This is a genomic window from Streptococcus sp. 121, assembly GCF_016458205.1.
In the GTDB taxonomy this organism is placed as follows: domain Bacteria; phylum Bacillota; class Bacilli; order Lactobacillales; family Streptococcaceae; genus Streptococcus.
The window spans coordinates 24,023-36,232 of sequence record NZ_JAEMED010000002.1; the positions used below are offsets into that span (position 1 = coordinate 24,023).

At 42.5% G+C, this 12,210-nt stretch carries 18 protein-coding genes; 4 read left to right on the forward strand and 14 right to left on the reverse strand.

Going from position 1 to position 12,210, the window contains the following annotated elements; all coding sequences use genetic code 11:
• Positions 1–41: 41 nt before the first annotated feature.
• The 6 genes from JEQ21_RS00540 to JEQ21_RS00565 all read right to left on the reverse strand — a co-directional run bounded on the left by JEQ21_RS00540 (position 42) and on the right by JEQ21_RS00565 (position 3,927).
• Complete coding sequence (locus tag JEQ21_RS00540; RefSeq protein ID WP_199363532.1) at positions 42–734, reverse strand: 5'-methylthioadenosine/adenosylhomocysteine nucleosidase; 693 nt, start codon at positions 732–734, stop codon at positions 42–44.
• 12 nt (positions 735–746) lie between these two features.
• The gene (gene macP / locus JEQ21_RS00545) at positions 747–971 is read right to left on the reverse strand and encodes a cell wall synthase accessory phosphoprotein MacP (protein WP_196967607.1); all 225 of its coding nucleotides are present in this window, start codon (positions 969–971) and stop codon (positions 747–749) included.
• The gene (locus JEQ21_RS00550) at positions 968–1,525 is read right to left on the reverse strand and encodes an NUDIX hydrolase (protein WP_196967606.1); all 558 of its coding nucleotides are present in this window, start codon (positions 1,523–1,525) and stop codon (positions 968–970) included. The genes macP and JEQ21_RS00550 overlap by 4 nt, the downstream gene beginning before the upstream one ends.
• Before the next feature lie 3 nt (positions 1,526–1,528).
• Entirely contained in the window at positions 1,529–2,911 is a 1,383-nt protein-coding gene (gene glmU / locus JEQ21_RS00555; RefSeq protein WP_199363533.1) for a bifunctional UDP-N-acetylglucosamine diphosphorylase/glucosamine-1-phosphate N-acetyltransferase GlmU, read from the reverse strand.
• Between the two features lie 88 nt (positions 2,912–2,999).
• A complete protein-coding gene (locus JEQ21_RS00560) occupies positions 3,000–3,698 on the reverse strand; it encodes a 3-oxoacyl-ACP reductase (protein ID WP_199363534.1) in 699 nt (232 codons plus the stop codon).
• Positions 3,691–3,927, reverse strand: a complete 237-nt coding sequence (locus JEQ21_RS00565; RefSeq protein ID WP_199363535.1) for a DUF2829 domain-containing protein — start codon at positions 3,925–3,927, stop codon at positions 3,691–3,693. Before JEQ21_RS00565 ends, JEQ21_RS00560 begins: the two co-directional genes overlap by 8 nt.
• Before the next feature lie 156 nt (positions 3,928–4,083).
• Between JEQ21_RS00565 and JEQ21_RS00570 the strand changes: the two genes are divergently transcribed.
• The 3 genes from JEQ21_RS00570 to JEQ21_RS00580 are packed head-to-tail and all read left to right on the forward strand — an operon-like array spanning position 4,084 to position 5,886.
• Positions 4,084–4,410: a PadR family transcriptional regulator gene (locus JEQ21_RS00570; RefSeq protein ID WP_196967602.1), complete on the forward strand. Its 327-nt coding sequence runs from the start codon at positions 4,084–4,086 to the stop codon at positions 4,408–4,410.
• The gene (locus tag JEQ21_RS00575; RefSeq protein ID WP_199363536.1) at positions 4,397–4,978 is read left to right on the forward strand and encodes a DUF1700 domain-containing protein; all 582 of its coding nucleotides are present in this window, start codon (positions 4,397–4,399) and stop codon (positions 4,976–4,978) included. The genes JEQ21_RS00570 and JEQ21_RS00575 overlap by 14 nt, the downstream gene beginning before the upstream one ends.
• Positions 4,975–5,886 carry a DUF4097 family beta strand repeat-containing protein gene (locus JEQ21_RS00580; protein ID WP_199363537.1) on the forward strand — a complete coding sequence of 304 codons (912 nt, stop codon included), beginning with the start codon at positions 4,975–4,977 and terminating at the stop codon, positions 5,884–5,886. The genes JEQ21_RS00575 and JEQ21_RS00580 overlap by 4 nt, the downstream gene beginning before the upstream one ends.
• Positions 5,887–5,969: 83 nt before the next feature.
• Here JEQ21_RS00580 and JEQ21_RS00585 read toward each other — a convergent pair whose 3' ends face one another.
• The 7 genes from JEQ21_RS00585 to rplK form a co-directional block, all read right to left on the reverse strand.
• Positions 5,970–6,284: a hypothetical protein gene (locus JEQ21_RS00585; RefSeq protein WP_199363538.1), complete on the reverse strand. Its 315-nt coding sequence runs from the start codon at positions 6,282–6,284 to the stop codon at positions 5,970–5,972.
• On the reverse strand, positions 6,269–6,850 hold the full coding sequence (locus JEQ21_RS00590; RefSeq protein ID WP_199363539.1) for a hypothetical protein: 582 nt from the start codon (positions 6,848–6,850) through the stop codon (positions 6,269–6,271). Before JEQ21_RS00590 ends, JEQ21_RS00585 begins: the two co-directional genes overlap by 16 nt.
• Before the next feature lie 92 nt (positions 6,851–6,942).
• Positions 6,943–7,746: an MBL fold metallo-hydrolase gene (locus tag JEQ21_RS00595; RefSeq protein WP_199363573.1), complete on the reverse strand. Its 804-nt coding sequence runs from the start codon at positions 7,744–7,746 to the stop codon at positions 6,943–6,945.
• Positions 7,747–7,765: 19 nt separating this feature from the next.
• A complete protein-coding gene (gene vicK / locus JEQ21_RS00600; RefSeq protein WP_199363540.1) occupies positions 7,766–9,103 on the reverse strand; it encodes a cell wall metabolism sensor histidine kinase VicK in 1,338 nt (445 codons plus the stop codon).
• Positions 9,093–9,794, reverse strand: coding sequence for a response regulator YycF (gene yycF / locus JEQ21_RS00605; RefSeq protein ID WP_199363541.1), 702 nt, complete (start codon positions 9,792–9,794; stop codon positions 9,093–9,095). The genes vicK and yycF overlap by 11 nt, the downstream gene beginning before the upstream one ends.
• A gap of 85 nt (positions 9,795–9,879) precedes the next feature.
• A complete protein-coding gene (gene rplA / locus JEQ21_RS00610) occupies positions 9,880–10,569 on the reverse strand; it encodes a 50S ribosomal protein L1 (RefSeq protein ID WP_196967387.1) in 690 nt (229 codons plus the stop codon).
• A gap of 253 nt (positions 10,570–10,822) precedes the next feature.
• The gene (gene rplK, locus JEQ21_RS00615) at positions 10,823–11,248 is read right to left on the reverse strand and encodes a 50S ribosomal protein L11 (protein WP_160333093.1); all 426 of its coding nucleotides are present in this window, start codon (positions 11,246–11,248) and stop codon (positions 10,823–10,825) included.
• A gap of 191 nt (positions 11,249–11,439) precedes the next feature.
• On the opposite strand from rplK, the gene JEQ21_RS00620 reads away from it, so the two are divergent.
• A complete protein-coding gene (locus JEQ21_RS00620; RefSeq protein ID WP_199363542.1) occupies positions 11,440–11,796 on the forward strand; it encodes a DUF3397 family protein in 357 nt (118 codons plus the stop codon).
• Between the two features lie 26 nt (positions 11,797–11,822).
• Here JEQ21_RS00620 and gloA2 read toward each other — a convergent pair whose 3' ends face one another.
• Positions 11,823–12,209, reverse strand: coding sequence for an SMU1112c/YaeR family gloxylase I-like metalloprotein (gene gloA2, locus JEQ21_RS00625; RefSeq protein WP_199363543.1), 387 nt, complete (start codon positions 12,207–12,209; stop codon positions 11,823–11,825).
• Between the last annotated feature and the right edge of the window lies 1 nt (position 12,210).

The window sequence follows — 12,210 nt, forward strand, 5'->3', positions numbered from 1 at the left end:
AAAGGAGACTGGGACAACAATCCCTGTCTCACTAACAATCCCTACACTAATTTTTGTAAAAAGACGACCAAAACCTGAGCAGATTTACGGCCAGCTTCCACGATGAATTCATCAAAGGAAATCGCCGCATCTTGCTCAGCTGTATCACTCATGGCACGAACCACCATAACTGGTAGGTCGATGGAGTGAGCAGCTTGGGCAATGGCGGCTCCTTCCATTTCGACAGCCAATACATCTGGGAAGGCAGCTTTAATCTCAGTCAAACGATCAGACGATGCCACGAAGGAGTCCCCTGTCGCGATCAGTCCCATTTGATAGGCTTGTCCCTGTTCCTCCAACACTTCCTTGAAAACCGACTGAAAATACTTACTGGTTTCAAAGTAAAGCGGTTGTTGGGCCATTTGACCATAGGCATAGCCAAAAGCAGTCACATCCACATCATGGTAGGCCAAACGATCCGCAAGGACGACATCCCCTACTTGCTGGCCTGGAGCTACCGCTCCAGCCGAACCGGTGTTAATCACCGCGTCCACCTTGAAGTCTTGGGCTAGAATGGCAACTGTCATGGCTGACATGACCTTCCCGATTCCACTCTCCACTAAAACTACCTCGTGTCGTCCAATATGGCCTGTGTGGTAAACCTGACGGAGGCGAAGGTGTTTCTGGGCATTTTCCAAGTTATCCAAGAGGGTTGCCAGTTCCTGCGGCATCGCCGCAATAATTCCAATTTTCATTTTCTTACTTTCCTACAATACAAACATAAAAATCAGCAGTAATACTAACAGGAGTATCAGCCAAAAAAGAATTTTATTCAGGGTGTGTTGAAAACGCGCCCGCTTTTGGTTCTCGGCCTGCCGACTTTTTCGAACCTCTGGTTCCACCTCTAATCGGTCAATCTTGTTTAACAAATCCAAGTCCAGTGGTTCGGTTTCTTCATACAATTCTGGATCAAATGGTTGTCGATCGGTCATAGGCCTTTCCCCTTTTCCAGTATTTGCCAGTACTGAATGGCCATAATGGTTTTGGCATCACAGATATCACCTGACTCAATAGCAGCCAAAGCTTGCTCCAAGTCAAGCTCATAGAGAGCCAGGGTCTCATCCTCATCTTGAGGACGGGGATTAGCGACCTTGCTTAAATTCCGACCCAGGTAAAGTTTGACCTTTTCATTGCAGAAACCAATGGCTGTATAAAAATCATATAGCAAGTCCAAATCTGCTGTGTAACCAATTTCTTCTTCCAACTCCCGAAGAGCCGCAGCCTTGGGATCGGCATTTTCTCCTATTTCCAATTTTCCAGCAGGAATTTCCAAGCTGGTTCCCTCAATCGCCTTGCGGTACTGTTTGACGAGGATTACTTTATTGTCGCTGGTAATCGGCAACACACAAACCGCACCATTATGAAAAACCAACTCGCGTGTGGAGGTCCCTTTACCATCTGGCAACTCCACCTGGTCTACTGCTACCCGAAAAACACGGCCCTGAAAAATTTCCTGGCGGCTGATTGTTTTTTCTTCAAAATTCATAGCTTACCCCTTTTGTTCAGGATGATGTGGGAATTTCTTGGCATACTCGTCCTTATTGACCTGACGTGATCGCCCTAGTGCCAATCCATTCTCCGGCACGTCTTTTGTAATCGTAGATCCAGCAGCCAATAGCGCATGATCTCCAACCGTTAGCGGAGCCACCAAGGTTGAGTTGGAACCAACAAAAACACCATTGCCAATCTTCGTCTCATATTTATTCTGACCGTCATAATTGACCGTAATCGTTCCAGCTCCGAAGTTGACATCTTGCCCAACCTTGCTATTGCCGATATAGGTTAAATGGCCAGCCTTGGTACCAGCACCTAGACTAGAACCCTTGACCTCGACAAAGTTTCCGACATGAACTGTATCAGCCAAACTGGAGCCTGGCCGAATATGTGCGTAAGGTCCCACGGTGACATCCTGGCCAATGGTTGATTCCTCAATCATGGAATGGGTAATCTGACTGTTGGCACCGACGTGACTGTCCACCAGATAAGATCCCGCACTGATATAGACACCCGCTTCAAGCTTGGTGTTTCCCCGTAAGGTCACCTGGCCTTCCAGTTCCACATCACCGGCAATCTCTACATCAATGTCGATGCTTGTTGTCGCTGGGTTCTGGAAGGTCACCCCATTGAGCATATGTCCCTTGTTGATGCGATGACGCATGACATTTTCTGCAATGGATAGTGCGTAACGGTCATTAACCCCTAAACTTTCCTCAAAATTACGAAGCATATAAGCTCCAACCTTCTCACCTGCTTGGCGGAAGATGCCGATAACATCGGTTAGGTAGTACTCCCCTTGGGCATTATCCGTGTTGATGTCCTTGAGGGCTTCGAAAAGTCGGCGGTTGTCAAAGACATAGGTACCGGTGTTGATTTCCTTGATCTGTTGCTCAAAATCGCTAGCATCCTTCTGCTCGACAATCTTCAGAACCTCACCATCCGCATTCCGAACCACGCGCCCATAACCAAAGGGATTGTCCGCTTCGGCAGTCAAAATCGTTGCTACATTCTTATGATTAATATGGAAGTCCACCAAAGACTTGAGGCTTTCACCCGTGATCAAGGGAGTATCGCCTGCAATCACCAGCGTTTGCCCCTCCAAATCATCCAAAAACGCTTCAGCCATCATGACCGCATGACCTGTTCCTAGCTGCTCCTCCTGCAAAGCAAAGTGGGTTTTCCCCGCCAGTACCTGCTCTACCATCTCTGCTTTATGTCCAACAATCGTCACCGTTTGGGCAGGAACGAGTGCAGAGACACTCCGGAAAACATGCTCCAACATGGTAATTCCAGAAACCTTGTGAAGCACTTTGGGCAAATCGGATTTCATCCGTGTTCCTTTTCCAGCTGCTAGGATAATGGCATAATTTGACATATTCATTCCTCTATTTCTTGTCGTACTCATCCCCTATTATAGCATTTTTCCCTTAAATAGAAAAAAGCCCGAGCCAGACTCAAGCTTCCTACTTCAAGGTCCATCCCCCATCAATGGTCACAATAGCTCCTTGCATCGAAGCCATCTTGCCAGTTGCCAAAAAGACTGTTAACTCTGCCACTTCCTCTGGCTGGGTCCAACGCTGAATAGGGGTTTCCTTAGCTACCCACTCAGCCATGCCACCCGGTTCAAAATCCGACCGGGTCATCCCAGTCTGCACCGCACCTGGAGCAATTCCAAAAATTTGAACCCCAGTCCCGGCATAGTCCAGAGCCATCTGTTTGGTCAAACCCATCAGCGCGTGCTTGGAGCTGGTGTAGGCTGCACCACCGCCACCCGCTGTCTTACTAGCAATCGAGCACATGGTGATAATGATTCCGTGCCCCTTCCGTACCATTTTCGACAGGTAGTGACGACTCATTTCCATGGGCACACGGACATTTGTTTCATAGACCTTGTCCCAAAGTTCCTTGGACATGTCCAGAAGCGGAGTATAGGCATCAAGAACTCCAGCAGTCAAGAGCAAGACATCAATCTGCCCGACCCAAGAAAAAACAGCCTCCACGTCTCGGGTCAAGTCCACCTGCATAAAGTGGAAGTCTCCCTTTAATTCCGGAGCAGGGTCTTTATCCACCCCGTAGACCTGGTCTCCCAACTCCAGAAAAGCCTGGGCCTGGGCCAAGCCAATGCCAGAGGAAACTCCCGTAATCAAGACCTTCCTAGTCATCCACTTCAACCCAATCCTCAGCTAGCACGTCACAAGGAGTTGGACTCCACATAGAATACCCTTCACCTTCTCCAGATACATGGATCAAGAAATAGGGTGTCACTTCCAACATCTGTCCTTCCACTTCCAGATGGTCAAAAAGCTGCACAAAATTTTCAGCCCCACTCCATCCCTGACGGACATATTTCTTCTTAGCCCTTAACCCAGGCAACATCTCTTCAAAACGCATCTTCGCCTCCTTTTTTCTTCGTATTATATCAAATAATAATACTTGAGAGAAGAGGACGGAAAAATTATATATAAAATTTTTACATATCTCTTGACGATTCTCCCAGATAGGTATAAAATTTATATATAGAAATTTTATATATAAAGAGGTGATGACATGTATTTCCCAGTTCCATCTCCATTAACGGAGTTTCTCATTTTGGCTATTGTTGACCAGCAGGATTCCTATGGTTATGAAATTAGTCAAACCATCAAGCTCCTTGCAAACATCAAGGAATCTACGCTCTATCCTATTTTAAAAAAACTTGAAAAAAATGGATTTCTGCGAACCTATTCCGAAGAGCACCAAGGCCGAAAGCGCAAATATTACTCCCTAACCGATTCTGGTAAGGAACAATTGCATTTTTTAAAAAAGGAATGGTTAGAATACACTAAAACCATTTCAAAGATTTTAGAAGGGAGTTTAAAAAATGAAAAAAGATGAGTATCTTGCACAGTTAGACCATTATTTACGAAAATTACCTAGAGAGGATTATCAAGAAGCAATCGAACATTTTCAAGAATACTTCGAGGACGCTGGACCTGAAAATGAAGCTGCCTTAATGGAGGAGTTGGGAAGTCCCAAAGAAGCCGCTTATGATTTGATTCAAAATCTATTAGACAAAGAACTTTCAGCTAGTCAACCAACAAAAAGAACCTTTTGGAAAATCCCAACTTTGATTACTCTTGTAATTTTGGCCTCCCCACTTGCCTTTCCTATAGCTCTTTTCTTCATAGTTCTGCTCTTCACTATTTTAGCCCTATTTGGAGCCTTTCTATTTACATTATTAATCCTTGGAATGACTGGTATCCTGACCAGCATTTCGGCTTTTTACGAATCTTTTAGAAATCTTATAAGCAGTCCTGCAAGTTTTGCTTTTGGAATTGGAGCAGGGACTTTCCTTCTTGGATTGGGTAGCCTACTATGCTTACTTACGTACTCCATTGGGGCTTCAACTGTAAAACTACTAGGGTGGATCTACCGGACTAGTTTGAAAGGAGACAAACGATGAAATTTAAAAAAATATGGTTTCTTTCTCTCTTCCTAATTCTTATTGGGGCTTGCGTGTCTGTATTAGCGATTTCTAATGGTGCCATTAAAGAACTTGACAAGATTTATGCTACAACCCCTACGGAGGAATGGCATTTTCAAACCAAAAAACAAATTCAAATTGACTTAACTCGATACAATCTGACTATCCTTCCTTCAAAGGATAATCAAATTCACCTCCAATATGCTCCACTAACAGAATCTGATCAACAAAACTTTCAAATTAAAGAAGAAAAAGATTCATTTATTCTTACAGACAATATTGAGCAAAAGTCACCTACTGTCACTATTGAAGGTCTTAAAGCCTTGTATCATATTCTACAACATCCAAAACAGAAACAGCCTGGCACTGTTTACCTTTTTCTACCTACCGATGGTAGTGTTCAAAGCTTAACCATTCAATCAGAAGATGGAAGTGTAGAAATAAATAAGCTTCAGTTTTCCGATTTACAGATTCATTCTGAAAATGGCGATATCAATCTTATTCAGACACGATCCGAAAAGGCCACAATTCAAACGGAAATGGGAGAAATTACTCTTGACAGAAGCCAACTAAAAAATAGTTTAATTATGTCTGAACTCTCTCCTATTACTCTTCTCGAAGGACTCTACAATTCCGTCCAACTACAGGCACAAGAGGATTCCATTTGGGTTGATCACAGTATTTTCAAAGGAAAAAATACCCTTATTTCTGAAAATGGAGATATTGAAATTCTTCTATCAAAAGATCAAGAAGCTACAACGCTACTCACCGGTCAATCTTCTTTCAATGATGATATAGACCTGCCAACTCGGTATAGAAACATCTCAAATCCATCAGTTGAAATACTAGTTGAGACAGATAGTGGCTCCATTTCAGTACTGGAATAACATCATAATTACAAGAATATTTTTACAGCCAAACTAAAAAGACCCGAATGGTCTTTTTAGTTTGGCATTACTCACGCTACAAGTTAAGAAATTTTAAATTGTGACCGGTCTTCACCCAGATAATTTTTTGCGTAGGCCTCTACTATTAATGTTCGAATATTAAAACCATTAACTTCAAAATCAACAAGTTCGGGAGTGTTTATAAAGACCTCTGGTGCAACAACTTCAATATATTGATAGGTACCGTCTCGAGCTTCCTTATAATAAACAATCGTTTTGATATCTTCTGGGATATCGAATTCGCCATATAAACCTGGTTCGCGTTTACTGAATTCGATAAATGCACTACCTATATTCTCATCTAGGTAGTAAGATGTAAATGTTACTTTTGGGACCATATTTGTTCTCCTTTCCTCTTCTGTCTTTGTACATAATTGGGCTTTGCTTCATATGCCGTAATTATACCATTTCTAGTGACAACCATGAGTTCTGTTTTTTGATTTTTTATAGGTTTGAAATAAGAGATTGCTTCATTCCCATACTTATCTTTTGTTCTAAAGATTTCATTAGGATAAACCAATGTCTCATAAATACGAGAAGTAGCGTCATCAGTAAACATTTCCGGATGTCGATTGATAATATGGAAATAAGCATCGGATTCGTTGGTCACGATTTGAATTGGTGTTTGAACTCCATATTCAAACAGTTGATCAAACTCTCGTTTTCGTTCATAAAAAACTTTTCTATCAATTACTCCCCTTTGTATTTTTAAGAGGATCTGTTCCTTATCACTTCCTTTTGCAAAATACAGTAAATGATTTAGATCCATTCGCAAGAACGGTAGATAAACAGGTCTCTCTTCTTCAACTCGAACATCAAAGAAACCTACATATTCATCCCTAAAAATCAAAAATAATCCAAAGAGTTCAGGAGCACTCTTATAGCCTAGATTTTCTATTTTCATGACACTTTTATCTCCTTTTCCTATTCATTCGAAAAAAGGAAAGTGTGTACATAAAAACGCATAGAATCATGTAAGTTCTATGCGTTCTTGAATCATATTCGTGTAAGAGGACTTGCCTGATCTGGAGATGTATCTAAAACTTGGAAATCGTGTCCTACTGCTAAATCGGCTTGGGCAAGGTTATTGACCATGGTCATGTGGGCCAATTCCTTGATGTTGTTTTCCTTACTGAGGTGGCCGAGATAGATTTTCTTAGTTTGATTACCAAGGGTTCGAATCATGGTCTCTGCACCGTCTTCGTTTGACAAATGGCCTTTGTCTGAAAGAATGCGCTGCTTGAGAGACCAGGGATAGCGGCCGCTGCGAAGGATTTCAATATCGTGGTTGCTTTCGATGAGATAGGCATCTGCGTTTTCAATGAGACCTGCTAAACGATCACTAACATAGCCTGTATCTGTCAGCATGACAAAACTTTTTTGATCCTTCATGAAGCGGTAGAATTGAGGAGCAGCGGCATCATGGCTAACACCATAACTCTCAATATCCAAATCCCCATAAGTCAGGGTTTTCCCCATTTCAAAAATATGTTTTTGCTCCGTAGCGATTTTTCCTAGGTGACCTTCCATGGCATCCCAAGTCTCTTGGTTGGCGTAAATATCGAGATGATGCTTTCGAGCCAAAACTCCTACGCCATGGATGTGGTCTTTGTGTTCGTGGGTTACAAAAATGGCATCCAAATCACTGGCATTTCGATCAATCTCGGCAAGCAGACTTTCAATTTTTTTACCAGACAAGCCAGCATCCACTAGAATTCGTTTCTTTTCACTTTCTACATAAAATGAATTGCCACTTGAACCTGAGGCTAAAATACTATACTGAAATCCTTTATCTGTCACTGTCTGCATCTACTCCTGTTTAATCGTCCCAATCTCCATCCTCGGAGAGGGCTTTTTCGTATGGTAACACAATGGTAAAGCTGGAGCCTTTCCCATAGTCGCTCTTGGCCCAAATAAATCCATGATGTTGCTTTACAATTTCCTTGGCAATGGCCAAGCCTAGGCCGGTGCCACCTTGGGCCCGGCTACGCGCCTTATCCACTCGATAGAAGCGGTCAAAGATTCGTGGCAAGTCTTTTTGCGGGATGCCTAGACCCTGGTCGGAAATCACAATAATGAGTTGAGTATCAGTGGTCCGCATGGAGATTGTAATTTTTCCTCCATCAGGTGAATACTTAATGGCATTATTGAGAATATTATCTAAGACCTGATTCATCTTATCGGTATCAATTTCGATCCAAATAGGGGAAATCGGGTACTGGCGAACAATGTCATAGTGCTTGCTTTCCTCCTGACTGCGAATCTTATCAAAGCGATTGAGAATGTGAGTCATGAATGCTGTGAAATTAATGAGTTCAACTTCCAAATCACTAGCCTCGTTATCAATTCGTGACAAACTCAAGAGGTCTGTAATCATCCGCATCATCCGGTTGGTCTCTGTTAGGGACACATGTATAAATTCCGGTGCCACTGGTTCTGTCAGTGCTCCATCCTCTAAAGCCTCCAAGTAAGATTTGACACTGGTTAAAGGAGTTCGGAGCTCATGACTAACATTGGATACAAAAAGTCGGCGTTCCCGTTCTTCTTTTTCTTGTTCGGTCGTATCGTGCAAAACCGCCACTAAACCAGAAACAAAGCCACTTTCCCGTCTTACCAAAGCAAACCGGACACGCAAGGTCAGATATTCACCATTGGCATCTTGACTATCAATGGTATCCTCTGGTGTCTCCACAATTAATTGTCGAAGATCGTAACGATCCTCAATTTCCAACAGGCTTAAAATGGATTGCCCCAATGCAGTTTCTTCTGAGACCCCCAACATCTTAGAAGCCATGTCATTAATGAGGGTAATTTCCCCTTTCCGATTGGTTGCTAAGACCCCATCCGTCATATAAGATAGGACACTGGACAAGCGTGTTGTTTCTTGCTCCAGATTTTCCTGTGTAACCCGAATCACATCCGACAAATCATTGACGGATGTGATCAGTTCTTGGATATCCGGATTTTGCGAATCCATTTCCAAACGGGTATGTTGACCTGCAATTAGCTCTTCGATCTTATCATTCAATTTTTTTATGCGTTGATTGTCTTTTCGATTTTCAAAAGCTAAAAGAGCAACAACGATGATAAAAGCAATAACGATCAGAGCAAAAATAATATCACTGGTAAAGAGGAAATCGCGAATTCTAATGATCATGACGGATATAATAACCGACACCGCGGCGAGTCAAAATGTATTCAGGACGGCTTGGGGTATCTTCGATTTTCTCACGAAGACGACGAATGGTGACATCAACTGTGCGGACATCTCCAAAGTAGTCATAGCCCCAGACAGTCTCTAAAAGATGCTCGCGAGTCATAACCTGACCAACGTGTGAAGCTAAATGCAAGAGCAATTCGAATTCACGGTGGGTCAACTCCAACTCCTGATCCCGCTTATGGGCCACAAAGGCTTCCGGAAAAATCTTAAGGTCACGGATCACCAATTCACTTGGTTTGCCCTCTTCTTCTTGAACATCCGCAATCAATTCTGTTCTACGCAGCACTGCCTTAACACGCGCCTGCAATTCTCGATTGGAAAAGGGTTTGGTAACATAGTCATCAGCTCCAATTTCCAAACCAATGACCTTGTCAAACTCGGAATCCTTAGCTGACAGCATAATAATAGGAACATTGCTGGTACGACGAATGGTCTTAGCTACTTCTAATCCATCAATCTCAGGCAACATCAAATCCAAAATCACAATATCCGGTTGTTCTGCTTCAAAGACTTCCAAGGCTTCTTGACCATCGAAGGCTGTTACAACTTCATAACCTTCCTTGGTCATATTAAACTTTATAATATCAGAGATGGGTTTCTCGTCATCTACTACTAGAATTTTCTTCATATAAGTTCACCTTTCTCGGTACTTTCTCCATTATACCAAAAAAGAGGCTAGAACCCTAGTTCTAGCCTCTTTTCAGAACCCCTTCTTAGAAAGAAGATGGGTCTACTTTGATACCAACACCTTGTGTAGTAGTGATGGTTACGTTTGTCATGTAGGTACCTTTAGCTGTAGCTGGTTTCGCTTTAACGATAACATCGTGGAAAGCTTTGAAGTTTTCAACCAATTTATCAGCATCAAAGGAAACTTTACCGATGATTGCTTGCACGTTACCTGCACGATCTGCACGGTAAGTAATTTTACCACCTTTAGACTCTTCAACTGCTTTTGCTACATCCATTGTAACAGTACCAGTTTTAGGGTTAGGCATCAAGTTACGAGGTCCAAGGACACGTCCAAGACGTCCAACAAGTGCCATCATATCAGGTGTTGCAACGACAACGTCGAAGTCCAACCAACCACCGTTGATTTTTTCAACAAGGTCTTCTTCACCAACAAAGTCTGCACCAGCAGCTTTTGCTTCTTCAGCTTTCGCACCACGTGCGAAAACAAGAACACGTTGTGATTTACCAGTTCCGTTTGGCAAGACCATCGCACCACGGATTTGTTGGTCAGCTTTTTTAACGTCGATGTTCAAGTTGTAAGCAACTTCAACAGTTGCATCAAATTTTGCAAAGTTCGTTTCTTTTGCAAGAGCTACAGCTTCTTCTACGCTGTATGCTTTTGTGCTGTCAATTTTTTCAAGGGCAGCACGAAGGTTTTTACTTTTTTTAGCCATTTTATCTTTCTCCTTGTAAGTGGTTCAATCGATTTTCATCTCCCACGTCACTCATCGAAATGATGAAGTCTTGCGGGTTTTGGGTTCCTTCTATTTGTTGAAATCCAGCTCTCAAAAACCTTTCAGAAGTTGAAAGCTATGCGCAGTGGTTGATTGGTATTTTCATTCACTTTTCAGTTCTGAAAACACCTAATCAACTGTGCGGGGGTCATACAACGAACTAAGTAGTTCCTACTTAGTTCTGTATGACTCCCTAGTCAACAACAGTGAATCCCATAGAACGAGCAGTACCTTCAATCATACGCATTGCTGCTTCAACAGACGCTGCGTTCAAATCTGGCATTTTAGTTTCAGCGATTTCTTGTACTTGAGCACGTGTAACAGTTGCTACTTTTTCAGTGTTTGGAGTACCAGAACCTTTTTCAACTCCTGCAGCTTTCTTAAGAAGAACAGCAGCTGGAGGTGTTTTTGTTACGAATGTAAATGATTTATCTTCATAAACAGAGATAACAACTGGGATGATCATACCAGCTTGATCAGCTGTACGAGCGTTAAACTCTTTGGTGAATCCCATGATGTTGATACCTGCTTGACCAAGCGCTGGACCAACTGGTGGAGCTGGAGTCGCTTTACCGGCAGGGATTTGCAATTTAACAATATTTTCGACTTTTTTAGCCATTTTTTAAATCCTCCTTTGTGGTTTTGGCGGTAATGAAAGATTTTTACCTCCCACAAGTATGCGAGTCGCATACCTTTCTAGTATACAGCTTTTTGAAGAAAATGCAAGTAGAAACTTCTTTTCTTTTTAAATTTTTGCCCTAAAAAGGCTTTCCATGTTAAAATGGAGGAAAACGTCAGAGGAGTAGACCCATGCTTTTTTTACAACTACTTGCCCTAGCCCTCCTGGTAGGGATTCCTGTTCTCAGTCTTTTCTTAACCCGGCTACTCCCCATTCATAAGCTAGGGATACGGGCCATGGATTTGATGGTTCCCCTCTTTGCCTACGCCTTTTATTGGGTATCAGACCAGGCCTTTTATCATCATCTATTGCCAGAATTGGGGGTAGCCATGGGCGGATTAGGCCTGATTCTCATCTGCTACTTCCTCATCCGCTACCGAACCTTCTACTATCCAAAATTCTTCAAATATTACTGGCGCCTTTCTTTCTTACTCATGATCTTTATGTATGTGGCCATGACCCTCTCTCTTTTTTTCCAAGCAAAATAGTTCAGCCGATGGCTGAACTATTTTTGTTATTCATGCAACTCCAAGGGAAGACCGTCTGGATCAAAGAAAAAAGCCATCTTTTTCTGGTTAAAGTCGTCATAGCGCAGACCTTGGTGGGAAATTCCCACTTGGTCAAAATAGGCTAAAGTTGCTTCAACGTCCTCAACCTTAAAAGCGAGATGTCGCAAACCTGTATGTTCAGGGTGCGGCAGTGCTGGTCTTTTGGGAGCCCGGGGCTTCACAAATAATTCCAAAACCAAGCCATTTTTTTCAACTAAAATCAAGCGATCTTCTTTTTCAGGTCGGACGTGATCTTCAAGAATGGAAAAACCAAGGTGTTCCACATAAAATTCTAACATTCGATCGGCATCATGACCAATAATGGCAATGTGATCTACTCCAGTAAAATTCACT